Source organism: Lysinibacillus sp. NPDC096212, from assembly GCF_044763105.1.
Classification (GTDB): Bacteria; Bacillota; Bacilli; order Bacillales_A; family Planococcaceae; genus Lysinibacillus.
This window is the reverse complement of record NZ_JBIWFQ010000022.1, coordinates 42055-65403: the sequence shown is the minus strand read 5'-3', so window position 1 is coordinate 65403 and position 23349 is coordinate 42055. Positions and strand designations below refer to the sequence as shown.

The 23349-nt window shown below is 35.2% G+C and carries 25 protein-coding genes and 1 pseudogene; 15 read left to right on the top strand and 11 right to left on the bottom strand.

The window, feature by feature from the left end:
• Window positions 1–75: 75 nt before the first annotated feature.
• Window positions 76–1020 (bottom strand): helix-turn-helix transcriptional regulator, encoded by a 945-nt coding sequence (locus ACIQ7T_RS19435; RefSeq protein ID WP_402872717.1) that lies wholly within the window; start codon window positions 1018–1020, stop codon window positions 76–78.
• Between the two features lie 100 nt (window positions 1021–1120).
• Here ACIQ7T_RS19435 and ACIQ7T_RS19430 point away from each other — a divergent pair, with 100 nt between their 5' ends.
• Window positions 1121–1651 carry a dihydrofolate reductase family protein gene (locus ACIQ7T_RS19430; RefSeq protein WP_402872714.1) on the top strand — a complete coding sequence of 177 codons (531 nt, stop codon included), beginning with the start codon at window positions 1121–1123 and terminating at the stop codon, window positions 1649–1651.
• 23 nt (window positions 1652–1674) lie between these two features.
• Here the strand turns inward: ACIQ7T_RS19430 and ACIQ7T_RS19425 are convergent, their stop codons facing one another.
• The 5 genes from ACIQ7T_RS19425 to ACIQ7T_RS19405 all read right to left on the bottom strand — a co-directional run bounded on the left by ACIQ7T_RS19425 (window position 1675) and on the right by ACIQ7T_RS19405 (window position 4320).
• Window positions 1675–2700, bottom strand: coding sequence for a serine hydrolase domain-containing protein (locus tag ACIQ7T_RS19425; protein ID WP_402872712.1), 1026 nt, complete (start codon window positions 2698–2700; stop codon window positions 1675–1677).
• Window positions 2701–2766: 66 nt separating this feature from the next.
• Window positions 2767–3522: a class I SAM-dependent methyltransferase gene (locus ACIQ7T_RS19420; protein WP_402872709.1), complete on the bottom strand. Its 756-nt coding sequence runs from the start codon at window positions 3520–3522 to the stop codon at window positions 2767–2769.
• Window positions 3523–3598: 76 nt separating this feature from the next.
• Complete coding sequence (locus ACIQ7T_RS19415; RefSeq protein ID WP_402872706.1) at window positions 3599–3796, bottom strand: hypothetical protein; 198 nt, start codon at window positions 3794–3796, stop codon at window positions 3599–3601.
• A gap of 112 nt (window positions 3797–3908) precedes the next feature.
• Window positions 3909–4115, bottom strand: a complete 207-nt coding sequence (locus ACIQ7T_RS19410; protein ID WP_402872703.1) for a hypothetical protein — start codon at window positions 4113–4115, stop codon at window positions 3909–3911.
• The gene (locus ACIQ7T_RS19405) at window positions 4105–4320 is read right to left on the bottom strand and encodes a helix-turn-helix transcriptional regulator (RefSeq protein WP_370080167.1); all 216 of its coding nucleotides are present in this window, start codon (window positions 4318–4320) and stop codon (window positions 4105–4107) included. Before ACIQ7T_RS19405 ends, ACIQ7T_RS19410 begins: the two co-directional genes overlap by 11 nt.
• Window positions 4321–4946: 626 nt before the next feature.
• Between ACIQ7T_RS19405 and ACIQ7T_RS19400 the strand changes: the two genes are divergently transcribed.
• A complete protein-coding gene (locus ACIQ7T_RS19400; protein ID WP_402872700.1) occupies window positions 4947–5471 on the top strand; it encodes an AAA family ATPase in 525 nt (174 codons plus the stop codon).
• 25 nt (window positions 5472–5496) lie between these two features.
• Here the strand turns inward: ACIQ7T_RS19400 and ku are convergent, their stop codons facing one another.
• Window positions 5497–6315 carry a non-homologous end joining protein Ku gene (gene ku / locus ACIQ7T_RS19395; protein WP_402872697.1) on the bottom strand — a complete coding sequence of 273 codons (819 nt, stop codon included), beginning with the start codon at window positions 6313–6315 and terminating at the stop codon, window positions 5497–5499.
• Between the two features lie 105 nt (window positions 6316–6420).
• On the opposite strand from ku, the gene ACIQ7T_RS19390 reads away from it, so the two are divergent.
• The 4 genes from ACIQ7T_RS19390 to ACIQ7T_RS19375 all read left to right on the top strand — a co-directional run bounded on the left by ACIQ7T_RS19390 (window position 6421) and on the right by ACIQ7T_RS19375 (window position 9804).
• On the top strand, window positions 6421–8244 hold the full coding sequence (locus ACIQ7T_RS19390; RefSeq protein WP_402872695.1) for a DNA ligase D: 1824 nt from the start codon (window positions 6421–6423) through the stop codon (window positions 8242–8244).
• Between the two features lies 1 nt (window position 8245).
• A complete protein-coding gene (locus ACIQ7T_RS19385) occupies window positions 8246–8728 on the top strand; it encodes a hypothetical protein (RefSeq protein WP_402872692.1) in 483 nt (160 codons plus the stop codon).
• Window positions 8729–8748: 20 nt separating this feature from the next.
• On the top strand, window positions 8749–9210 hold the full coding sequence (locus ACIQ7T_RS19380) for a hypothetical protein (RefSeq protein ID WP_370080157.1): 462 nt from the start codon (window positions 8749–8751) through the stop codon (window positions 9208–9210).
• Between the two features lie 150 nt (window positions 9211–9360).
• Window positions 9361–9804: a PH domain-containing protein gene (locus ACIQ7T_RS19375; protein WP_370080155.1), complete on the top strand. Its 444-nt coding sequence runs from the start codon at window positions 9361–9363 to the stop codon at window positions 9802–9804.
• A gap of 112 nt (window positions 9805–9916) precedes the next feature.
• Here ACIQ7T_RS19375 and ACIQ7T_RS19370 read toward each other — a convergent pair whose 3' ends face one another.
• Window positions 9917–10837 (bottom strand): MBL fold metallo-hydrolase, encoded by a 921-nt coding sequence (locus ACIQ7T_RS19370; RefSeq protein ID WP_370080153.1) that lies wholly within the window; start codon window positions 10835–10837, stop codon window positions 9917–9919.
• A 1056-nt stretch (window positions 10838–11893) separates the two neighbouring features.
• On the opposite strand from ACIQ7T_RS19370, the gene ACIQ7T_RS19365 reads away from it, so the two are divergent.
• A complete protein-coding gene (locus ACIQ7T_RS19365) occupies window positions 11894–12394 on the top strand; it encodes an NUDIX hydrolase (RefSeq protein WP_402872689.1) in 501 nt (166 codons plus the stop codon).
• A 40-nt stretch (window positions 12395–12434) separates the two neighbouring features.
• Here ACIQ7T_RS19365 and ACIQ7T_RS19360 read toward each other — a convergent pair whose 3' ends face one another.
• Complete coding sequence (locus ACIQ7T_RS19360) at window positions 12435–13394, bottom strand: MBL fold metallo-hydrolase (RefSeq protein WP_402872687.1); 960 nt, start codon at window positions 13392–13394, stop codon at window positions 12435–12437.
• Window positions 13395–13773: 379 nt separating this feature from the next.
• On the opposite strand from ACIQ7T_RS19360, the gene ACIQ7T_RS19355 reads away from it, so the two are divergent.
• Window positions 13774–14568: a phosphotransferase family protein gene (locus ACIQ7T_RS19355; protein WP_402872685.1), complete on the top strand. Its 795-nt coding sequence runs from the start codon at window positions 13774–13776 to the stop codon at window positions 14566–14568.
• 337 nt (window positions 14569–14905) lie between these two features.
• Window positions 14906–15187: a VOC family protein gene (locus tag ACIQ7T_RS19350; protein ID WP_402872682.1), complete on the top strand. Its 282-nt coding sequence runs from the start codon at window positions 14906–14908 to the stop codon at window positions 15185–15187.
• Between the two features lie 58 nt (window positions 15188–15245).
• Here the strand turns inward: ACIQ7T_RS19350 and ACIQ7T_RS19345 are convergent, their stop codons facing one another.
• Window positions 15246–16502 (bottom strand): nucleoside permease, encoded by a 1257-nt coding sequence (locus tag ACIQ7T_RS19345; protein WP_402872679.1) that lies wholly within the window; start codon window positions 16500–16502, stop codon window positions 15246–15248.
• 1074 nt (window positions 16503–17576) lie between these two features.
• On the bottom strand, window positions 17577–18494 hold the full coding sequence (locus ACIQ7T_RS19340) for an alpha/beta fold hydrolase (protein WP_402872676.1): 918 nt from the start codon (window positions 18492–18494) through the stop codon (window positions 17577–17579).
• Between the two features lie 519 nt (window positions 18495–19013).
• Here ACIQ7T_RS19340 and ACIQ7T_RS19335 point away from each other — a divergent pair.
• The 6 genes and pseudogenes from ACIQ7T_RS19335 to ACIQ7T_RS19310 all read left to right on the top strand — a co-directional run bounded on the left by ACIQ7T_RS19335 (window position 19014) and on the right by ACIQ7T_RS19310 (window position 22840).
• A complete protein-coding gene (locus ACIQ7T_RS19335) occupies window positions 19014–19367 on the top strand; it encodes an ArsR/SmtB family transcription factor (RefSeq protein WP_402872673.1) in 354 nt (117 codons plus the stop codon).
• Between the two features lie 16 nt (window positions 19368–19383).
• Window positions 19384–20615 (top strand): annotated as a pseudogene (locus ACIQ7T_RS19330) (NADH:flavin oxidoreductase/NADH oxidase family protein).
• Window positions 20616–20850: 235 nt separating this feature from the next.
• Window positions 20851–21195 (top strand): ArsR/SmtB family transcription factor, encoded by a 345-nt coding sequence (locus ACIQ7T_RS19325; RefSeq protein WP_402872670.1) that lies wholly within the window; start codon window positions 20851–20853, stop codon window positions 21193–21195.
• A gap of 30 nt (window positions 21196–21225) precedes the next feature.
• Entirely contained in the window at window positions 21226–21738 is a 513-nt protein-coding gene (locus ACIQ7T_RS19320; RefSeq protein ID WP_402872667.1) for an SRPBCC family protein, read from the top strand.
• Between the two features lie 57 nt (window positions 21739–21795).
• Complete coding sequence (locus ACIQ7T_RS19315; protein WP_402872664.1) at window positions 21796–22176, top strand: VOC family protein; 381 nt, start codon at window positions 21796–21798, stop codon at window positions 22174–22176.
• A 154-nt stretch (window positions 22177–22330) separates the two neighbouring features.
• Window positions 22331–22840, top strand: a complete 510-nt coding sequence (locus ACIQ7T_RS19310) for a MepB family protein (protein ID WP_402872661.1) — start codon at window positions 22331–22333, stop codon at window positions 22838–22840.
• Window positions 22841–23349: the final 509 nt, after the last annotated feature.

The following is a 23349-nucleotide window of genomic DNA, read 5'->3' as shown; positions in this document are numbered from 1 at the left end:
ACAAAGTATAAGAAAATTGTCCATAAAGTAGTAACGATGAATGTTACGCCAATCTTACAAAATCGTCATATAACATTATTCATTTTCTGGATACATAGATAAAATATCTTTTGCCTGCTGTCGTAAAATATTGATTAATTCATTCGGTTCTACAATTTGAGCATGCATACCAAGCCGATAGAAGAGGGGGCTAGTAAAATTTAGTTCACCTTTGTCTATAATGGAATCAATATAACCTGTGCCATCTTCTTTTATGACGACTAAGTCTTCAAGGCTAGGTTCACTTCTGCATTGTCGTACACCTTCCCTTGATAATAGTACATGTAAACGAATGGGTTGTTTAATCTCATAGGTGTTGCCAAACCACTCCTCCAAATTTATAAATTCCTCTTTGTTTTCTTCGCTTTCTACGATAGAAAGAATACGATCTACACGAAACAATAATATTTTTTGTTTAGTGAGATCGAAAGCTGGCATATACCATAATCCATCATGAGCATAAACACCAATAGGGTGAATATATTTTGTTGTTGTACCTGATTTGGATTCATATTGAATATGTAGATTTTTGTTTTCAATAGCTACCTCTAAAACAGCTTTCAATAAAGGTGTTTCAATCGCTCGTTTAGGATTCCAAAACGCGATATAGGATTGAAGTTTATCCACTTTCTGCTTTGCCTCCTCCTGAAGCGAGCTATATAGCTTATGAGAAGCTGACTTCATTTCCGTATTAAAAGGTAAATCACGGTAATAATGCAGTGATTGGAACGCAAAGAAAATCGAAACCGCCTCATCTTCTGTAAATAAAATAGGGGGAAGAAGTCGGCTCTTAAGGACAGAGTAGCCACCGTTTCGTCCTTGCTCAGCGTAAATAGGCAAGCCCATATCACTTAAATCTAAAATATATCGATGAACTGTGCGAATCGAAATATTGAATTCATCAGCAACTTCCTGAGCAGTAAATTTCTTTTTTGCACTAACAAACAGAAGGATATCTAATAAACGTTTTGCTTTTGACATTTTCTCACCTTTTCTTTTAATCATGACAGTAGTTGTCATGTTTTATGTATATTATAAATATTGTTCATGAGTTTTACAAAAGAGAAAAGGAGATGACGTTATGTCACGAGAAATCATTTTATATATTGCGACTAGTTTGGATGGATTTATTGCGAAAGAGAATGATGATTTACAATGGCTAGAAGAAACAGAGGGGGAAGGGGATGCTGGTTATTCCGACATGTATCAATCTATCGATACTATTATTATGGGAAAGAGAACGTATGATTACGTTGTAGACCATATTGATTCTTTTCCATATCTCGATAAGAAATGTTATGTATTCACAACATCACAAAGTGGTGAAAACGAACATGTTGAGTTTGTGAATGAAGATGTAGTAGCGTTTACGAAAAAATTAAGGGAACAGGAAGGCTCTAAAATTTGGATGGTTGGTGGAGCGGCAATTCTCGATGCCTTTATGAAAGCGCAGTTAATAGATGAATTAATTATTACGGTTACACCGCATCTTTTAGGTTCAGGAATTCCATTGTTTAAGGATCATAATCCATATCAAGATTTAAAGTTAATAAATACCCAACGCTATGGGCAAATGGTGCAAATGCATTATAAGGTGATGAAAGAGGCTTGATGTTCCAGCCTCTTTTTCTGCTATTAGTAAAGTGCATGATAGATTTCACCCATGATTCCCTTCATTTGATGCATACCTGTATCAGTATTAGTCATCATAACTATCCCTTTTTCGAGGTATGGATAGGCTACTAGCATACATTGAAATCCAACACCCCAGCCAAGAGAGGAAAATTCGAGCTTCTCGTCCGTGCCATCTAGAAATACGCCTAGGCCCGTCCATTCCTTACATCCTTGTGAACGGAACAGTTCTTTTGCTTGTTTTGTAGTAATACCAATTTTACTTTGCCCTTTGACAGCATTCATAATATCTAGTAATAATTTTGTCAAATCGCTAGGGGTAGTCCATATACCACAAGCAGCAAGATAAGGATAAATAGAATATTTCCCTGGAATTAAAGCTCCATTTTGATCATGGCCACATGCAAAGTTATCCATATTTGATGTTGAAAGAGAGGTAGAAAATGTACTGTTTGCCATGCCCAATGGCTTAAAAATAAAATCATCCATGAGATGAGAAAACGTTTCTTGCGTTATATCTTCTATTAATAACTGAATAAGACAAAAGCCTGCATCAGAATAATGAAATTCACTTTCAGGTTCAACAGTCACTTCAATAGAGGTAGGGCAATAAGGAGGAGTTGTACCACTCATTATTTCTACCATGGATGGCATTTCTTTGAATGATTCTACGGGCATAAAGCTGCCTTCAGGGTCCACAATACCAGATTGATGACATAATAAGTTGCGTAATGTAACTTGTTTATGCTTTGTCAATTGATTGTCAGGAACCTTCCATGAAACTAGTTTTTCATTAACATCTTCATCTAAATCTACAATCCCTTGTTCCACGAATTTCATCACTAAAATGCTTGTTAGAAACTTACTGATCGAGCAAGCATTAAAAACGGTATGCTCATTAATTTTTTGATAGGTACCTGCTTCTAGAACACCAAAATGATCCTCCTTACTAATTTTGCCCTTTTCGAAAGCTACCATGCTCAAACCTGTTATACGGTAATGCTCCATACGTTCACGAATGTTTATCATCTATTTAGCTCCTAATTTTTTCTTAATTATAACAGAGTATGGAACAAATGTTTGTATTTTGTGATTTTATTTTTGTAACCGTGCGTGTACAATCATAGATGGACTATTTTTTGTAAAGTCACTTTTGTTCCACGAACCATATATGTGCAACATTTCAAACCCATTTTGTTCTAATAGCCTCTTCATTTCCATTGGATATGTATAGCGAAGTCGAATTGAATCTTCGGAAATAGAGTGTTCTAGTTTATTTTTAGAACGGCAAGTTAAGATTTGTGTGATAGGGTCATATTCGTCACGATGCTGAATAGTTAGTTTTTCACCTTTACTGTTGACTGAACTTTCTTCGTATTCATCCACGGTAGTCAGTTCGCTTAGAAGAGCGTTTCTCGTATCAAATACGAATTCTCCACCTGGATTTAAGTGCTTTTTAACGGAATGGAATAAAGCATTTTGACTTTCGTTACTTAGAAAATGTTGAAATGAATTACCTGTCATATAGATAAAATTTGATGTGATCGATAATTGAAGCTGCGTGCAGTCTTGCACTGTAAAATGCACATGGACATTGTGCTTTTTCGCTTTTTCAATTGCCAATTGAAGCATCCCTTCATGGATATCTACTGCATAAACATTGAATCCTTGCTTGGCTAGCGGAATAGCTAAGCGACCTGTGCCACAGGCTAATTCAATTATCGTACCGCTATTTTTCTTGAGATGATTTTCAATAAAATATAAATCCACGTTATAATTTTCATGAAGTACATCATATTCAATAGGGTTTTTATATTTCTCTAAATTTCCACTAAACTCATTTTGATACATACCTCTAACTCCTTCACCTTTATCTTTATTTAAGAAATATTGTATAATAAATCCAATATTCGCACAAATTAGTTTCTCATAATAAATGTGGTGTTGATTCCCGTTCCGTATCACTTTGACTGATAATTTGCGTATATTTAAATTGTTTAATTATGTGAAGAAAAGCTTTTAATATAGAAAGTTGGTGATGCAGTGTTGTTTTAGAAGTATTAAACTGTACACTCATCTCTTGCAGTGATAAAGGTACCTTTAGAAGCTGATAAAGCAATTTCAATCGAAGTTCATCGCAGGTACCATAGTTTATCGACCTTCCTCTCCCAGCCGTAGTATTTTATAACTGTACTGAGTACATTTTAATCTTCTTTGGTGTGCGCTGGTTTTGGGAGCTACATGGGTGCTAACGGTGCAGCGTTCTCTGTGTCCATTTGTTTTATTTTCATATTATATCGGATAACTCCAAAAAGCATGATTATACTCATTGGTATATTCCCGTATGAGTATGGGTGTTCAAATAGAGCAACAAACAAATTAATTACAACTAGAGTCGCAACGCTCAACCAAATACTTATCGGTTTTTTTCTGTTAGTTTGCACTAGACTCATCCTCCTCCAAAATGAAAATACTCTCTACATTCGTATTGAAAAATTCGGAAATTTTAAGAGCCAACTCTAAACTAGGATTGTAATGGTGATTTTCTATAGCAATAACTGTTTGTCTCGTTATTCTTAGTTTCTTAGCAAATTGTTCTTGTGTTAATCCAGCTTCAGTTCTAAATAATTTGATATTATTTTTAACCATCTTTATTAACTCCTAAAGTAAAATGATTCCAAGCTTCTAAAATTAAAATCATCCTTCCCCTGCGTCTGAAAGTAAAGATATCTTTACATCTATTATATACATTTTAACCAATAAATGTGTAATCGCAGCTACAATAATAAATTAATTTTTAGAATGAGCTCTTTATATAGCACTGAGCAATTTTGAATTGTCTTCTCGACTTCCTAAAGAAAGATTGATAACATCTCCATTAGGATCTATCCAATCAATTGCCAATTTACTGTAATAGGTTGATTGAGGTAGAGGTAGGGCGACCCCATAGGGATTAGCGTCACAGATGAGGGCAAGTAGGGGAACGAAGGCTCAGTGCAAAACAACAGTGATAACGACTTCGTAACCAACATCATGTTGTTGCCACTGCCTTCGCTTTCGCGCAGATAAAACCCTTTTGTTGTCGCTTCGCTTTCGCATAGACAAAACACGTTGCTGCCGCTATGTTAGCACTACGCTTTCGGACAAAAAACATCTGCTGGCCCAGGCTGCTCATCGGACGCCCCTAGGAAAGCGCCCAGCCGGAACGGAAATTAACCCCACGTTATGGTGATGAGCCACAAAATTAACAAGCTATAAAGGAAAGGTGGGTTAATTTGAACAAGAAATTTCCGCGCAAAATACATATCATTGGCTCTGTTGGGAGTGGAAAAACTACTTTAGCGAAAGAGCTATCTACGACATTAAATATTCCTTATTATGAATTAGATAATGTTGTTTGGAAAAGACAAAATTCTGGTGATATTAGAAGAACCGAGCAACAAAAAGTTGATTATTTGAATAATATTATTCTTACGGAAGCGTGGATTATTGAGGGCGTTCATAATGAGGACTGGGTAGCGCAAAGCTTTTCGAATGCCGACTTAATTATTTTCTTAGATACGAATTATTTAATCAGAATCCATCGAATAATAAAGAGATTTACGTTACAAAAACTCGGTTTGGAAAAGTCCAACTACAAACCGACCTTATCAATTTTTATAAAAATGTTTAAATGGAATCGTCATTTTGAGGAGATAGGCAAACCTAATTTTTATCACAAATATGGAATGTATTGTGACAAGCTATTGGTAGTAACAAATAAAAGGGAGATTCTTAAAAAAAGCATATCCAAAAAATAATGGATACGCTTCTTACGTGTACTTTTTAAGCATTTTTCTTCGTTTTCGTTGCCCGTTTTCTTGTTGTTGGCTTCTTCGTTTTTTCTAAGGAAGCTTGAAGTGCTGTCATTAAGTCCGTAACGTTATCAGGTACTGGACGTTTATCGCTAGTCGAGATTGTATTTGTAACTTTTTTCTCCTCTATAAGCTCCATTAAAGCATTGCGATAGTCATCAGTATATTTTTCTGGATTAAATTCTGTTGTTAATTGATCAACTAGCATGAGTGCGGTTTCTAGCTCTTTTGGAACAATGTTTTGTTCACTTGGAATACTTGGAACATCAGCAACACTCCTTACTTCATCGGGGTAATGAATCGTTTCCATTACTAATGCATTTTGATAAACACGGACAATTGCTAATTGTTCTTTTGAACGGATAATAATTTTTGCCACACCTATTTTTCCGGATTGTTCTAATGTTTGACGTAATAGGGCATAAGCCTTTCCGCCAGTCGAATCAGGGGATAAAAAATAAGTACGTTCAAAATAAATAGGATCGATTTCAGTTAATTTTACAAAATCAATGATTTCAACGGCCTTATCTTCATTTTCCTTCCGCAAGTTCTCTAATTCTTCTGGATCTAATACGACAAACTTATTTTTTGCGTATTCATAAGCCTTCACAATGTCCTCATCTTTTACTTCTTGGTTACAGCCTTCACAAACTTTTTTATAGCTAATAGGTGTATGACATTCTTTATGGAGCTGGCGCAATTTAATGTCTTTATTTTCTGTTGCGGCATGAAGTTTTACTGGTATATTGACTAGACCAAATGAGATACTGCCTTTCCAAACTGTATGCATTTGTATCACCTCGTTTTTCTTACTATGATATATTTTGCTTATTTTTATGTATCTTAAAGTGAAATCATCAAAAACTGAAGGTAAAAAGCAAAGTAGGTATTTAAAATGAAACCAATGCTATTAACAGAAGTGCTCGAGACGCCTATAGGTGAGGAGTGGTTGTACGAAACAAAATATGATGGATTTAGATGTATGTTAGTTTGGGACGAACAGCCATTGTTAATAAGCAGAAATGGCAATAACTTAACTCACCTGTTTCCGGAGATACTTGATTTTTGTAATAGCATATTTAATAAAATTAAAAAGTTTTTACCATTAACGTTGGATGGTGAATTAGTTTGTTTAACGAATAACTTTAAAAGTGATTTTTCACTTGTTCAAAAAAGAGGGCGGATGCAAAACAAAGAAGTTATTGCTACTCATGCAAAAGATTTTCCTTGTCATTATATTGCGTTTGATTTACTGAGCTATAAAGGGGAGTCGCTGACAAATAAATATTTAAAAACACGCAAACAGCAACTTTCTAAGCTTTTTACAACTTTAAAGCTCCCGGCGACTGTCAATTATGAGGATCAATGTCCTTTGCAAGTGATTAACTGTGTGGAGCATAGTGAGCCTCTTTGGCAGGCTATTAAAGTTTACAATGGAGAGGGAATGGTTGCAAAGAAGATAACGAGTAAATGGATAGGAGATACACGCTCGACACATTGGTTAAAAATAAAAAATTGGAGATATGTTACGGTAATAGTGACGAAATATGATCATGGTAATGGTTATTTTCATGGCAGTATTTATCAACAGGGAGAGCTAGTTGAAGTAGTTATTCTTAAACATGGAATGTCAGAGGAAGAACGGAAAACGCTCATTGCTTTTTTTCAAACAAATGGACAGAGGAATAATGAAACATGGGAGCTGGAGCCATCCATTTGTCTTGATATTGCCTGTATTGATTTCGATGGGAGTAAATGTCGAGAACCGCGTTTCCATGCATTTCGACTGGAGATGTTGCCAGAGGATTGTCATTGGCAGCATATGCAACGTCAACTTTTTCCTATTCCAAATACTGTTCAGATTACGCATCCTGATAAGCCTGTTTGGTCTGAAATCGGTATTACGAAGGATGGTTATTTGCACTATTTGCAAATGATTTCTCCGTATTTGCTACCTTTTTTACGAGATCGACCACTTACGCTAATTCGATTTCCTCATGGAGTCCCGGGTGAAAGCTTTTATCAAAAAAGTAGTCCTGAGAAAATACCTGAATTTGTTGCAACAGGATGGATGGACGATATTCATTATCTAGTATGTAACAATCTTGAAGCATTATTGTGGCTAGGCAATCAGCTTGCACTAGAGCTGCATATTCCATTCCAAACGTTACAAACAGAGCGTCCAACTGAGATTGTTTTCGATCTAGATCCTCCTTCCGTTGAGCAATTTTCACTTGCTGTTACTGGAGCTCTGGATTTAAAGGGAATTATCGATTATTTTAAGCTGCAATCTTTTGTTAAAACGTCGGGAGGTAAGGGAATACAGCTATATATACCGTTACCTGAAAATGCCTTTACTTATGAAGAGGTGCGAGTATTTACTGAATTTGTCTGTCGTTTTTTATGTGAGCAAAAACCGGAATTGTATACGATCGAGCGTTTAAAGAAGAATAGACATCAAAAATTATATTTAGATTATGTGCAGCATGCAGAAGGCAAGACGATTATTGCTCCATATTCAACTCGTGGCAACGAAAAGGGCTTAGTGGCAACGCCATTACATTGGGAAGAGGTTAATGAGCATTTAACACCAGATCTCTTTACTATTCCTGCTGTACTGGAGCGAATGAAAAATGTGAGCAACCCTTTTAAAGATTTCCGTCAGGTAGGGAAGAGCCAGGATTTTCAATCAGCTTTAGAGAGGTTAAAAGAGCAATGACTTGCTATCTAAGTTTGAAAAGGAAGAAAATGGGATCTGTGTAGAAGCGGCATCCCTTTATCATCATGTACCAAATAAAGAAGCACTTATACAACAGGTTATCGATGCTGTGAGTATAAAAGCTGTTGTTGACGAAGCAACTGTGCTGCCATGGACGCAGACGTTCCATTCTTTTGCAACTAATTTCAGAAACATATTGAAAGCGCATCCGGGGGTGGTTCCATTAGTGGCCATTCACTCCGTTTCTGAAAAGACGGGCGCTAAATTGGCTGTCCCATTAATTGCTGTAATGGAAAAGACAAAGGCAAGTCCCGAAGAAGTTCTTTTCATCATCCAGTCGATCGCCGTCTTTGTTATTGGTCATGCACTTGCGGAGGTAGGTAATTGTCCTGATCGTCCCACAGCGCCAGCGGAATACTATAATCAATGGTTCGAAGTAGGTCTCACTGCATTGATCAATGGATTCGAACAAAAGTATGAGTAACAATGACAGGAGGAACAATCATGTTTTTTTATTTATTGCTATTGCAAGTTGCAACGTTGCTTTATCATCAACTTACAACATGGATTGATTTTTATCCTTTTAACGGAGTACGTCATTACTCAGCCAAAGAGCGCCGCAATGAGGCGTTGGTGAACGGCATAATTATGATGATCCCTATCTTGCTTTCTTTAAGCCGCGAGTCCGTATGGTTCGGCATTAGTGGATTTGTATGGACCCTTGTTTTGATTGGGGCAATTTTTAACTGGTGGATTCCTTATTTGACAGGTGTGATGGTTTATAAAATGCCGAATAACGAGACATGGCAGCAAGTATACGAAAGGATTTTTTCGAACACCATTACCATACTCCCTCGTATAAAAAATAATCCGCGTCCCAACCTGGAGCATATGATTCTCCACGCCCTTATTCTAGGGTCGGCGATTACTGCTTGGACGTTTGCTTTCTATTTCAAAATCGGCTAAAAGTTATTATTAAAGTTCGATTTTTATCAAAACACCATTATTAAAAAGCACTTAAAAGAATGTTCTTATACTTGCGAAACCACTGCCTATTGATTTAATAATAGTAAGTGAATTTTAGAGAAAATTAATAAGAATGGTGGGATAACTCTTATGGTTTATCATGCAAAAACAAATATTAATTTAGCAATAATGATTTTTTTATTGATTTGGATATTTGGCGCTATATCACTTCTTCCGATCATCACATCTTTATTAACGGTTATTATTATGTCAACGGCCTTTATTGTTTCACTAGTTTTTATTTGGTGGTACGCAAATTCTATCAAGTTTGTTTTCTGTGAAAAGTATCTCTTAGTTAAAGGTGGTCCATTCAAAAGTAAGATTCCGTATCAAAGTATAACAAGGGTTTCTCCAACGACAGATAAGTATACTGGTTATCAAATTTCATCATCTGAAAAGGGACTGGAAATATTTTACGAAACAGCAGCTCATGGTAGTATAAAAATTTTACCAAAAGATAAAATGAAGTTTATTTTAGAGTTAAAAAAACGATGTCCTAATGCACAAATTCCACAAAATCAACAATTCGAGTAAATGGTTAAATTTGTTTTATCTGTAATCCTTTTTTGATAGGGAGGAGCAGGCTTTTCAATCTGTCTTGGCTCATATATAAGACTAAGAGAGGACAAAATACTACGCCCTCTCTTTAATTGGTTGACAATGCTTTTAGTTGTTCTATATTTTGCTGGTAAATCTCAGGTGAACGCCAATCTTTATAGATTTCAGGAATTTCAATATCCTCATTCTGCTTGCTCTTTTCTGCAATAGTAGTTAATTCAGAAATATAATTGATTATTTTTGAGATATCTTCTTTTGTACCTATTGGACCGTGTCCGGGTACTGCCACGTCAATTTCTAGTCGTCCAACTTTTTTTAAAATATTGCTCCATTTCACAGGATCAGACTCTTCAAAAAACGTTGGGTGACAATTCACAAATAATAAATCACCCATAAATATTACTTTCTCATCAGGAATATAAAGCATTGCATCACAAAATGAATGGCCTCCTCCTAACGTGAAAAGCTTTGCACAACGTTGTGTTCCCTGAAAGGTTATTTCATTTATAAATGTTTGGTTCGGTAAAACTAATTCCAAAGTTGGTAAAGAATCTTTTAATTCATTTAGAGAATTTATTTGGTATTGTATTTGGGGATCATTAGTTTGATTTAGTTGGTCTTTTAAGGATAGAATATAGCCTTTTAAACCTTGAATATCATTTTTCTGTTTACTGAATCTTGAGGGATGGACATCTCTTATTTTTGAGTATGTAATTTGACTTGAAATAATAATTGAATCTTTAAATGTTTGGTTGCCTCGAATATGATCGCCATGCCAATGGCTGTTAATAACCCATGTAACAGGTCGGTTTGTTATTTTTTCAGCAACGAACTTTAAGTCTTCAGATGCTTGTTGAGTGTTAAATGTATCAAAAATAATAATTTTATCGCCTAGATCCACAAAACCGGCATTTCCTACAGCTCCACCACCATCTTTAGCTATTGCTGCATATATACCTTTACCAATTCGGTCTAGCTGAAAGTGTTTACTATAAAACGTATCGTTCATTTATCTCACCTCTTATTTTATTTAGTTTCCTATATTTTCTATATTCGATTTTGATTAAAACAATTCCTTTAAGATTTAAAAGTGGCTACATCTGTATACGTATTCGTCTGGCCCTATAATACAAAGTTTTTAATTGAAGTAATCTATGCTTATTTATCAGGGAGAGAGGGCAGCTTGCTCTAGTTTTGAATCTTTATATCTTGTGGTAAGCAAATCAAGTTTAAATAGAAACAGATATGAAAACTGTTATAAATATTCCCACAGCCATTACAAAGAGGGAAATTTTCTGTAATAATGAATAGTCTCGAAATTTTTTATTTTGAAAAGCAAAATCAGAAATTATGGAAAATAGAAAAGCTACTAAAATATCCACCAAGATTCTATTAAGAAATGAAATATTGTATATAGCAATTGCTATAATTGCTATATGCGAAAAGATAAAAAACCTAATATATTTGATATATTTGTTTTTTAATATCATTTTATCACCTCTTAATTCCTTTATATTACAAAATATGTATTGACAGGATGATTATGACGTTTAATATATATGTCAATAAAATTATTATTTTTATGTTATTTTCGTTAGTTTTTATTTTGTATTGGCCAGTTTAGTTCCAATGCTAATGCTACTATACCGATGTTGCTGATATAAGTACCGATAATGGTCAAATCTTGTTACTTGTACAGTATGGATATCATGTCTAGGAGGAAACGCTTTAACTTGTTTAATACTCTACCTTGTGTAGAAGGAATTAACTTTGAATGATACGACAGAAACGTCTTGCCACCAAAACTTGTGCGGTTTTTCTCGTTATTAGATTAATAGAATTCCTATAGCCTTTGCTCTTTCTTTCATTCGATTTAACATTTCACTTCGCAACAAATCAATTTAGTCTTGTTCTTATGGTGACTGCAAATAAATACGGTTATGACTGTAAGCATCCAGCAATTCTATATTGACCATTTCGTTTGGAGTCTGTTCATGTATGCAATATCGAGAAAAGGTAGCGATATAACGTGATAGATTTAACTTTTGAAAGGTAGGAGATTCTGATGGATAAAGAAAAACATGATATCACATTCCCAACTAAAGATGGTGTGTTCAATATGAGGGTGGGTGCAATCATTCTCCGAGATGATAAAGTGCTGATGGTTAAAAATAATCGCGACTCTTATTACTACTCCGTTGGGGGAAGAGTGAAATTACAGGAAACGTTAGAAGAAGCCATTATCCGCGAATGCTTTGAAGAAACCAAAGTGCATTTTGAAGTTGATCGTTTAGTGTATATTCATGAAAATTTTTTTCCTGTTCAAAGTGGTACATATGGAGAAACCCAATTTCATGAAATAGCATTCTTTTATTTAATGAAATCAAATGAAGTCGAAGTAGAGTGTGAAAGCTACACCAGTGATGGCATTGAAGAAAGGTTAGAATGGTTACCTATTTCGAATCTTCAGGATGCCTTTCTATTCCCAGAGTTCTTTAAATCAGAACTCGCTTGCTTGCCTGCTGAAATCAAACATATCGTAACAGTTGAAGAAAAAAGAACATAAAAGAAACAGAGAGGATTACTCCTCTCCAGTTAAGTTTGCTTTAATTTTGGGAATTCTTTTTCTCTAAGAAGTAATCCAGAATCCCCATTGACGAAACAATAGTATCGAATGGGATTGTTTGATAAACCGGATGATTTTCTGCGATGCCATTTTCCTGTAAATAGTTGTACAAAAGAGCCTTTAAGCGGGTATCTAAAAATTGTACTTGTTCTTTAAAATCACTAGATACCAATAACGCTTTTTTCCCTTCAGCTAGAAATAATGGTGTCCAGTAGCGTACTTGTCTGTAAGCTTCAGTTGGATTTTTATAAGCACCGAAATGGCCGAAATACAATTCTGTAGCATTTAACTTTTCATAAAGTTGGATAGATTGCTCCATTGTATCTGGGTCATACTGATTCGGTGAAGTGGAGGGAATAATTAAATCAATTGATTCGCTCTCCATTTCTGGGTAACGTACACCAGTTGTATCTCCAACAAACAATCCATTCGTAGCAGAATAAAGCATTGAAACATGATGCTTTGCATGACCTTCTGTATGATAAAACGTTAGCTGATGTTGACCTAAAGATAGTACTTCCTCATGTCCAATCTCTATAATGCGGTCAGCATCTATAGGGACAATCGGATCAAAAAGACGATCGAACTCCGCCCCGTAAACACTCTTTGCACTGGCAATTAGACGACTAGGATCCACCATATGAGATACACCTCGTGGATGTACAACGAATTTGGCATTTGGACAGCTTTGTAAAAACAAGCCTGCACCGCCAGCATGGTCTAAATGGATATGTGTAACAATTACATATTGAATATCCTCTAGATCAATATGTAATTCATCTAAACCTTCTATTATATATGGCATAGAAGGACTAGCAGAAGTCTCGATTAATGTAATTTTTTCATCGATAAGCAAATAAGAGCTTGTACGCTGTTCACGATTTAAATCATGTGTATCAATACAATAAAAATTTGGTGCAAGTTGTTGGACTCTCCCCATGTAAATAATCCCCCTTAGTTTCTGTTGAATGTAAAATATTCTCTAATATGCAATTTTTATCTACAAAAAGTAGTGGTTATACTTTATAATAATAGAAAAATATACTGAATGTCCATTCATTTTTTAGGGGGATCTATTAATGGAGAAAAAAATTCGCTACGATACACAAAAAGTCCATCGAGTTAATATAGCTATCATTTCAATTTTGGCTGTTCTTATTTGTGGACCAATGATACTTTTTTAACTCCCACTAGATTCATAACGGCTTAGTGAACACCTTTAATATGGATGATTTCAAGCATTCTGAGGATTTCCTGAAGAAACGAGTGACTCTCAGCAATGCAGTATAAGCTAAATTCTTTTCAGAGGAGGGTTCTCATTGCAGCCTATACAGGTTGATGAAATACCAGAAGAAATAAGAGAATTTCTAAAAAAACTTGACTCTATTAAGTTTCCAAGACAAGGATACACCTCGAATGTTGCAATTATTCACAATCATCAAGGCTCTTTTGCTCTCAAAAGAACAAAAGGTGAATGGTATTGTTCTTTGTTAAAAAAGGAGGTTTCTGTACTAAACTGCTTAGCAAATGAAACAAAACTACTCATTCCGAAAGTAAAGCTATTCGTTGAGCAAAAGCAAGATCGTCAATGTTGGGCACTTTTTGAGTACATACAGGGTGAAACTGTCCGAATTGCTTTAAAAGATGAGAAAAATAAGGAAACAAGGCAAGAAATAATATTTAATTTTGGCAAACTCTTAGCGGATATTCATTCAACGCCTTGTCCAAAGGAACTAATACACAATAAAAACTGGCTTGGGCAAATGATAAGTCAAGCACACAATAATCTTATTAATAATGAAGTAGATGGAACTAAGGAGTTATTGGAAAAGGTTAAAAAGAATAAACCTGATAATTATAAACAGACGTTAATTCACGGAGACTATACAATTGATAACGTATTGGTATCCAACAGGGAAATCACAGGTGTTATTGATTGGGGGAGTGGAGCATATGGAGATCCGAGATATGATGTTTCACTAGCAATTCGACCGAAAACAAATGTCTTTGAAAAAGAAATCGAAAAACAAATTTTTTTTGAAGGATATGGTGAAAATATAATTGATGACAAAATATATGAGTATTTTGTTAATGGACTATATGAGTTCTTTTAATGATTAGATGATGGGCTTTTATTAATTCAGACAAAAGATTGATGTAAATGGTTTGTGCTTTTAATATACTATTTCATAAATAATGATGAAATAGGAGAATATTTACATGATAAAAGGTTTATATGAAGCTCATTTACAGATTCTCCGAACGAGAAAGCCTATGCAGGGTGTAGCCCGTCTTTAGACATGGGATGAAAGTGAGGTCAGACAAGAGGTAACTATTGCTACCTTAATTGTCTGAAAGGGTGTTATACTTCATCTGTAGACTAGTAAAAGTCTATAAAACACGCTCGTTCATTGAAAATTGGATATTGTATAAGGTTCGATAGCCTAATTCATGCTATCGGTAAAACAATATGAGCATGTAAAAGAGTGGTTGTCTTCAATCGGCATTGAAGTTCGAACTGAATTTGGACTTGCTTCCGAACATCAACCTTTAGTACTGTCAAATAACCCACATGCACATGCGGCAATTTACTTTTCTGATCCAGATGGTAATTCATTAGAATTAATAACACCGTTGAGACTAGATGATGTTGAGAGTTTTAATGAGATGTCTCTTGAAGAGGGAGAAAATGTCAATCCATCTAACCTAATTATTCATGAGGACAAACTTTAAAAGTACAGTAAAAGAGCCATCACCAAAAGGTAAGGCTCTTTCTAAATTTCCTTTTAAATCACTGTTTCACAGCGCTTTTCATTGCACCACTGTCATGATTATATTTAAAAATTACTGCAAAAATGATTGCCAAAACCAGGGTATACGCACCAAAGAATAACCAAATATATTGCCAATTCCTGACTCCGTCAATTGTAAAATAATCAACTACTTTTCCGCTAATAACAGCTCCTAAATAGGCGCCTATGCCATTGACCATTGTACTAAATAATCCTTGAGCACTACCACGAATGCGGTGATCGACTTCTTTTTCCATAAAAATGGCTCCCGAAATATTAAAGAAATCAAAGGCGCAGCCGTAAACAATCATTGATAATAATAATAGTAAAAATCCTCCGCCAACAGGGCTCCCATACCCAAAGAAAACAAAGCGTAAAGTCCATCCCACCATACTGATCAGTATTACTTTTTTTATCCCATACTTACGTAAGAAAAATGGAATGGTCAGTATAAAGAATACCTCTGAAATTTGTGACACTGATAATAAAATAGCTGGATATTTTACCGCAAAGCTATTTTTATAATCAGGGTTCAAGGCGAAGTCGTGTAAAAATGGATCACCAAATGTATTCGTAATTTGAAGCGCAACACCTAATAGCATTGCAAAAATTAAAAACAACGCCATTTTTTTATCTTTAAAAAGAACAAAAGCGTCCAGTCCCAAAAGGCTTACCATTGACTTGTCCTTAATAGCAGCATTAGAAGTTGGACAGGGAGGAAGGGAAATTGTGTATAGTGCAAGTAGCAACGAAGAGCCGCTAGCTATAAATAGCTGAATATTACTTAATTCAATTTTGGCAAGACTAATAATCCACATCGCAATAATAAAACCAATTGTCCCATAGACACGAATAGGTGGGAAGTCCTTTACAACATCAAATCCTTTATTTTCTAAGTGATAATAAGAAATTGTATTCGATAATGCAAGTGTTGGCATATAAACGATTGAGTTAAAGAGCATTACCCAAAACATTATTGTAGGGTCTGAAATTTCAGCAGCGGTAAATAAGGTAATGGCACCGAGGAAATGCAATATTCCATATAACACATTTGCTTTTACCCACCGATCTGCAATAATGCCTATAAGACTCGGCATAATAATGGCTGCAAGACCGTTAGAACTATACACGATTCCAACTTGCGCACCAGTAAAATTCAACGTATTGATCATATAAGAACCAAATGTCACAAGCCAAGATCCCCAAATAAAAAACTGTAGAAAAATCATTATTTTAAGCCGTAATTTTATATTCATTTTTTTCCTCCTATAGAAGGTGATGGAGTTTTATTTACTTTGTGATGTTCTGAGCTAATGCTACCATTGTGTATTTATTTGAAGAAGTAAGAGAAGTTGCTGTTTTAGACTTTAGAACATACCTACAGCATTTGCTCCTAATGTCAGATTCATACGAACTTTATTGGAGTTTCTTATGTTGATTCTTGAAATGTTTTGTGTAAATTGCGGCAATGTATACGATTTTCACGAAGATGCCAAAAACGTGGAGAGATACTGCAAGAAGGATATTAATTTTACTGAACAATGTATACGTCGATTCTAGAACGTAATTGTAGACTAGCTCTTGAATTTTCTAATGTGCAATCTAGTTGCTAAATAATATAATTATTAAGTGACGTAAAAACTTAAAGTTTAGGAGTAGGTACAATGTTTATTATGGCAATATTGGTTACTTTAATTTTCGGCAGTTTTTCTTACATGTTGTTGAAGTTTCCTGAAGATTTCTTAAAAATGAGTTCCTTTTCAAATAGATTTACTGAGAAACCATTTTTAAAAAAGTTCGTAAAGTTTACGGGCTGGTGGTTTTTAATACTTGTGATAGGTATATGGATTATAGCATTCATCTCTTTATTTGAATGAAATTATAAGAAGTAGTAGAAAATCACGGCTGATGAGGATTGTCATAATAATTCATAGGTGGGGAAAAGAGAGGTGACTCCTCAGAAATGCAGTAGTTAGGTAGGAGGGACGAGGTGGCTCAAACAACGCCTGCGCAGAGTGTTCTCTCAAAGTGAGATGAGCAGGGAAGTACATATTTTGGTGAAGAGCTATTATTTAAAGTTAGAATCTGAAAAGGGAGAATTTAACATGCAATTAATAGATATTTTTCCTATAACATCATTAGGTATGTTGTATTGTTTTAGGCTTTTTAATTATTATTTCACATACAATTCAAATCGTTGCGAGAACAATTTAAAATACATAACTTACAATACAGAAAACCCAATCTCTCAGTGGAAAAATGAGAAATTGGGCTTTTTGTTACTCCAGAAAGCGCGGCCGATTTTAGAAGGTCAGAAATAATTAAATAGCTTATACTTCTTGAACATTAGCACTCGTTACTAAAGAGTCCAGTTCATATAGCGGATCTTTATGTAAAAAATTAATGATAGACTCGTTTACCTTTTTAGCATCCTCGATAAATAAGCAATGACTTGTATTTGGCAACATCATGGTTTCTATATGAGGAATGCAGGCTTTTGCTTGCGTTAGAGCCCGTCTAGGATTGTAGATGACCTCTTTGTCGCCCATTAATAATAAGGTTGGAACTTGAATAGTCTTTAGTTTTTCTTTTGGAATCACTTTAGGGATGACTGGCTTTACCTTCCATCTGTAATGCAATACCCCGTAAATGAATTGATCAAAGACTTTGTTATCGATGGTATTTCCTTTTGCAATGAACCAATCACAAAAAAATCGCTGGATGAATCCTTTCCGTCTTATGGCGTTTATAAAAGCAAGACGAAGGAAAAATTGTTTATGGAACGGGATAAATGAAGCGGCAGGGGCTAAGAGGACCATCTTGTTTATCCTGCTTTGTATGGCTGTCGCTATATTCAACGTTATATACCCACCTGCCGAATGTCCGATAAAATCTGTTTTTTCAATACCAAGATGATCTAGAATTTCAGCCATCCATTTCCCCATGTCCTCAGGATCGCTGATGGAACGAAGAGGTTCACTTTTGTTTATATCCCCAATTACATCAACTGCATAGACGCGTCGATTATTACTCAACGCATCAATGTTTGCATACCAAATGGTGGATCCCATTCCTGCCCCATGCAACATAATAACTGGCGGAAGTTCTTTTTCTCCAGTTGCTATGACATGTGTATTTCCATATGTAGTTGGTATATTCAATATTTCATATGAAACATTCCAACGTTTTAAATTATTGCTATAGGCTTGCTGAAAAAGTTCTTCGCCTTCTGGTGTTTTGAATGCCATTTTATCCTCTCCATCATATAAAAGTATTTGAACATCCTATTAAAGGTTATCGGGGTAGACAGTAGGGAAGTTTGAGCTTGTTCCCGAACCTTTGAAAACTTCTACTATTTCTCCATCGTACAGAGAAAGTAATAAAGTTGGTATAGCCCCTATATAGAATAATCTCTTCAAATCCCCCACCATATTTCCATTTTAGGAAATAGAATTAGGGTTGTATATAAAAATAATTGGGAATGGATAATCTACTTCAGAATGCGTATACACTCTATTAATTAGATGAACATAATACTTAAAGTAGTAAAGGAGCATCATGAAAAATTGATTAATCCTCAGGACTTCATTTTCTATGATGTTTTTGATTATTTACATCATAGCGAGAAGAATGTGTGACTAAGAATTTACAAAATATAATGCAATTATTTTAATGGTCTCGATTTTCTTTCTCATTAAAATTGTATTTAAAAAATATGATAAGATGCCTTTAGTTTAATCGATTAAACGAAAGAGGAGATACAGCAAATGAAGGAAGTTGAAAAACTTAGTATATTAGCAGAAGAATTTTTGGCTTGTCAGACTGTTTTAAGTGCCATTGGAGATACAACACGACAATCAATCATTTTTACTCTTATAGGAGTAAGTTGTGAAGATGGAATGCGTGTCGGTGAAATTACTCAAAAAACACATTTATCACGTCCAGCTGTTTCTCATCATTTAAAAGTGTTAAAAGAAGCAAAAGTTGTTAATGTAAGACGTGAATCGACAAAGAATTATTATTATATTGATCCACATAATAACAGTTTGAAAATGTTAAAAAACTTACTACTACAAATAGATGATTATATTGAAGAGCATTTGGAACCATCTAAAAATTAGTGGAAGGAACATAAAAATGAAATCTGCAATTTTGAATACATCTATGAATAAGTCTACAAATTTCACCGTAAAAAATCGTTTTTTTAAAGCAGCTATGAGTGAGACGATGGCAACGGTAAATAATAATCCAACGGAAAATCTGGTGAATCTTTATTCTCGCTGGGCACAAGGAGGCGCAGGATTATTAGTGACAGGAAATGTAATGATTGATCGCAGAGCACTTGGAGAACCAGGTAATGTGGTTATCGAAGACGAACGAGATTTAGAAATCTTAAAAAAATGGGCAAAAGCAGGTACTAAAAACGACACACAGCTTTGGATGCAATTGAATCATCCTGGAAAACAATCGCCCAAAACAATATCTAAATATCCCGTTGCACCGAGTGCCATTCCTCTTACAGGCGATATTAAAGATTTCTTCAATGAACCACGTGCACTAACGACTAATGAAATTTGGGAACTAATTGAACGATTTGGGAACACAGCTCGGATTGCAAAAAAAAGCAGGATTTACAGGTGTCCAAATCCACGCGGCGCATGGATATTTAATCAGTCAATTTTTATCCCCTCATCATAATCAGCGCCAAGACGAGTGGGGTGGCGATTTAAATGGTCGTATGAAATTTTTAATTGAAATATACAAAGAAATACGTAAACAAGTAGGCGATGAATTCCCCGTTGGTTTGAAATTAAATTCAGCAGACTTCCAACGTGGTGGTTTTTCAGAGGAAGAATCAATGATAGTTCTTCAAAAAATGGATTCGCTTGGGGTGGACTTAATTGAAATTTCAGGTGGTAATTATGAAAATCCTAAAATGTTTGATGGTGTTCGTGAAAGTACAAAGAAACGCGAAGCATATTTTTTAGAATACGCTCAAAGCACGTGAATTGGTAAAAACGACTTTAGTTGTTACAGGAGGTTTCCGTTCTGAAGAAGCAATGACAGAAGCAGTCGAAAGTGGTGCAGTGGATATGGTTGGCGTTGGAAAGCTATTTGCATTAAATCCAGACTTCCCTAATCAAATAATAAAAGGTACGTACAAAACTATGACTATAAAACCGATACGAACGGGGATTAATTTTTTAGATAAGAAATTAGCTTCTATGTTAGAACTTGTATGGTATGAACAGCAGTTTAAATTGATGGGAAAAGGGCAAGAACCAAAGCCTAATTATAGTGTATGGAAGACAGTTTTTAGAATGTTTAAAGAAAATGGTACTGCAGTTTTTCAAAAGCGTAGAACATAAGTCATCAATTTTTTTACTTCGTATATAGTAATGTTAGAAATAGACAAGCGTATGAAGCTTTTAAGTACAACTTAGAGTGAGAAACAATACTTTGGTTCAAATGATAAAGATACATTTCAATATTCCTTGACGGGAATATTCCGATTGAGTTATATTTGTGACTAACAGGATCATAAAACCTGTGCTGAGGTAGATGATAATTTACCGGCGACCATCATTTTACGAGGTGAGTGACATGTCAGGGAAAGTTCCAGGAGTAAACATAACGATGTTGAGCGCTTTGTCTGAACCAAATCGTTTGAATATCGTCGAACTCCTGCGCCAGGGTCCTCTAACTGTGGGTGAGATTGCCGACCAACTGGGATTGAGGCAGCCTCAAACTTCAAAGCATTTAAAAGTACTTAGCGACAACGGGATCGTGGAAGTGCAGGCTGAAGCTAACCGTCGAATCTACAAGCTACGGCCCGAGCCATTCCAAGCGCTGGATTCTTGGTTACAGTCCTTCCAGAGTGTAATGCAAGAACGATTCGATAATTTAGATGAATATTTGAAGGAATTGCAGAAAAAAGAAAAATCATAAAAACCATTTCATCTTCAAGGAGGAGTTACAATGTCAAACAATTCAATGGTATCAAGAGTAGAAAACGATCGTGTACTTATACTGGAGCGCGTTTTCGATGCTCCACGAGATTTATTATTTGAGATGTTCAAAGATCCAGAGCATCTGAAACGTTGGTGGGGGCCGAGAGGATGGGAAATTCCAGTGTGCACCGTTGATTTCCGTCCGGGAGGCGTTTGGCACTACTGTATGAAGTGCGTCGATGAAAATCTAGGTGACTTTTTTGGTATGGAAGCGTGGGGAAAAGGGGTTTATAAGGAGATTATCGAGCTTGAGAAAATCAGCTATACCGATTACTTTTCAGATGCTGAAGGTATTTCGAATGACTCCATGCCGTCGACCGAGATTACATTGGAATTCATCGATTTGGGTGGAAAGACTAAGTTGATAAACCGTGCAGAATATGTGTCTGCAGAAGCGCTTAAGACCGTTATGGATATGGGCATGCTACAAGGCATCACAGAAACGTGGGACCGTTTGAATGAGCATGTGCAGTCGCTGTAGTAATAGAAAAGTTTTTTAGGTAAGAAAATCAGACATTTTATGGGAATGTAAAAAGCAATGATTAATAAAGTCGGTCAAATCATGTTGTATGTTAATAACCAAAATGAAGCAAAAGAGTTTTGGACAGAAAAAGTAGGATTTAGTGTAATATCAGAGGAAGATAACGGCCAAGGAATGAAATGGATTGAAATTGCTCCAACTAAAGAAGCAGCGACAAGAATTATTCTCCACAATAAGGAATTAATCGCTAAAATGCAACCTGAAATGAATCTTGGTACACCTTCTTTAATGTTCTTCTCGGAAGATATCGATAAATTATATAACGACTTATTAAACAAAAACGTTATTGTCGGAGAAATTGTAAATATGCCTTCAGGTAGGGTGTTTAATTTTGCGGATAATGAAAACAATTACTATGCAGTAATGGAAGCAAAATAAATTTTTAAACAATTTATGAGTGCGATGCTTGAATAAAAGCATCGCATTTTACTATGTTGGTCGATTTATAATAGAGCTTTTTAATGAACAATTACGGTGACAATTCCGCAGATGATATAATGGTATATCTTAGAATAAGATAAGGAGTAAAACTATGAACAAATTTAATAAGACGTTAGCATATGTAAATGAATTACTTTATGAACCTAATAATTTAACTATAAAAAACATCCGAGAAGAAACTCAAAATTCAGATTATGGAGCTGGGATATTTCAGTTAAATTCTAAATCGGTTAGATTTAGAGTCGCAAAAATAACACCTACTAAGATAGGGCAGTTTGTTTCCTTTTGGGAAAAGAATGAAACTAATAAAAACCAGGCATTCTCATTTGATAATGCCACTGATTTATTGGTAATAAATACTTTTAATGATAATGGTGAATTTGGCCAGTTCGTTTTTCCAAAAGAGATTCTTTTACAACAAAACATCCTTAGAACCTCTAATACAAAGGGGAAAATGGCAATCAGAGTATATCCTAAATGGGATACTCCCACTAGCAAACAAGCGATAGCAACACAAAAGTGGCAATTACCATATTTTATAAATTTGGACGATAATAATAGTTTAGCAATACATGAACTATTAAAATTATACACTAACTAAAATTGATATCTTTAAGTTTGTCATTCAAATATTTACTACACACTTTGAGGAAAGAAACTATAAAAGGGTCACTGAGTTGAAAGTGACCCCTAGTAACAAATGAGGGAGGATGTGGCGGTCAACCAACGCCACAACCTAATAAGTGCGTGCGATACACTCAACATTAATTTGTGCAAATTGAGGTTACCTATACAATAAAAAAGCCGTAGTGTCGTCTCACACTACAGCTAAGAATTGGTTTATGTCCTTTTATAGGTTCGCATTAACAAAATCAAAGATGAATTGTTTATGGTTTAAAATCCAACAGGTAAGATATTTGGTGACAGCGAACAGGAACAGGAAGTACTTTTCTGGTTGCTAGAGGGCATCGTTTTGGTTGGGTTGCGTATTTCGAGCCAGACGGTAAGCTATGGCGAGTTAAAACCGGTACATTAACTGGTGCTGAAGCAGCCAAAGCAGGATCTAATAAAATAAAAACAGCTAAACTTGCGCAAGTTGCAAATGTTGTA

Excerpts from the sequence above, each read along its gene's own strand:
- ACIQ7T_RS19340 (WP_402872676.1), bottom strand. The coding sequence starts at position 18,494 with ATGGCATTCAAAACACCAGAAGGCGAAGAACTTTTTCAGCAAGCCTAT.
- ACIQ7T_RS19325 (WP_402872670.1), top strand. The coding sequence starts at position 20,851 with ATGTCAGGGAAAGTTCCAGGAGTAAACATAACGATGTTGAGCGCTTTG.
- ACIQ7T_RS19365 (WP_402872689.1), top strand. The coding sequence starts at position 11,894 with ATGGATAAAGAAAAACATGATATCACATTCCCAACTAAAGATGGTGTG.
- ACIQ7T_RS19320 (WP_402872667.1), top strand. The coding sequence starts at position 21,226 with ATGTCAAACAATTCAATGGTATCAAGAGTAGAAAACGATCGTGTACTT.
- ACIQ7T_RS19405 (WP_370080167.1), bottom strand. The coding sequence starts at position 4,320 with ATGGTTAAAAATAATATCAAATTATTTAGAACTGAAGCTGGATTAACA.
- ACIQ7T_RS19430 (WP_402872714.1), top strand. The coding sequence starts at position 1,121 with ATGTCACGAGAAATCATTTTATATATTGCGACTAGTTTGGATGGATTT.
- ACIQ7T_RS19315 (WP_402872664.1), top strand. The coding sequence starts at position 21,796 with ATGATTAATAAAGTCGGTCAAATCATGTTGTATGTTAATAACCAAAAT.
- ACIQ7T_RS19420 (WP_402872709.1), bottom strand. The coding sequence starts at position 3,522 with ATGTATCAAAATGAGTTTAGTGGAAATTTAGAGAAATATAAAAACCCT.
- ACIQ7T_RS19345 (WP_402872679.1), bottom strand. The coding sequence starts at position 16,502 with ATGAATATAAAATTACGGCTTAAAATAATGATTTTTCTACAGTTTTTT.
- ACIQ7T_RS19435 (WP_402872717.1), bottom strand. The coding sequence starts at position 1,020 with ATGTCAAAAGCAAAACGTTTATTAGATATCCTTCTGTTTGTTAGTGCA.
- ACIQ7T_RS19370 (WP_370080153.1), bottom strand. The coding sequence starts at position 10,837 with ATGAACGATACGTTTTATAGTAAACACTTTCAGCTAGACCGAATTGGT.
- ACIQ7T_RS19335 (WP_402872673.1), top strand. The coding sequence starts at position 19,014 with ATGAAGGAAGTTGAAAAACTTAGTATATTAGCAGAAGAATTTTTGGCT.
- ACIQ7T_RS19375 (WP_370080155.1), top strand. The coding sequence starts at position 9,361 with ATGGTTTATCATGCAAAAACAAATATTAATTTAGCAATAATGATTTTT.
- ACIQ7T_RS19360 (WP_402872687.1), bottom strand. The coding sequence starts at position 13,394 with ATGGGGAGAGTCCAACAACTTGCACCAAATTTTTATTGTATTGATACA.
- ACIQ7T_RS19390 (WP_402872695.1), top strand. The coding sequence starts at position 6,421 with ATGAAACCAATGCTATTAACAGAAGTGCTCGAGACGCCTATAGGTGAG.
- ACIQ7T_RS19310 (WP_402872661.1), top strand. The coding sequence starts at position 22,331 with ATGAACAAATTTAATAAGACGTTAGCATATGTAAATGAATTACTTTAT.
- ACIQ7T_RS19425 (WP_402872712.1), bottom strand. The coding sequence starts at position 2,700 with ATGATAAACATTCGTGAACGTATGGAGCATTACCGTATAACAGGTTTG.
- ACIQ7T_RS19350 (WP_402872682.1), top strand. The coding sequence starts at position 14,906 with ATGCTATCGGTAAAACAATATGAGCATGTAAAAGAGTGGTTGTCTTCA.
- ku (WP_402872697.1), bottom strand. The coding sequence starts at position 6,315 with ATGCATACAGTTTGGAAAGGCAGTATCTCATTTGGTCTAGTCAATATA.
- ACIQ7T_RS19380 (WP_370080157.1), top strand. The coding sequence starts at position 8,749 with ATGTTTTTTTATTTATTGCTATTGCAAGTTGCAACGTTGCTTTATCAT.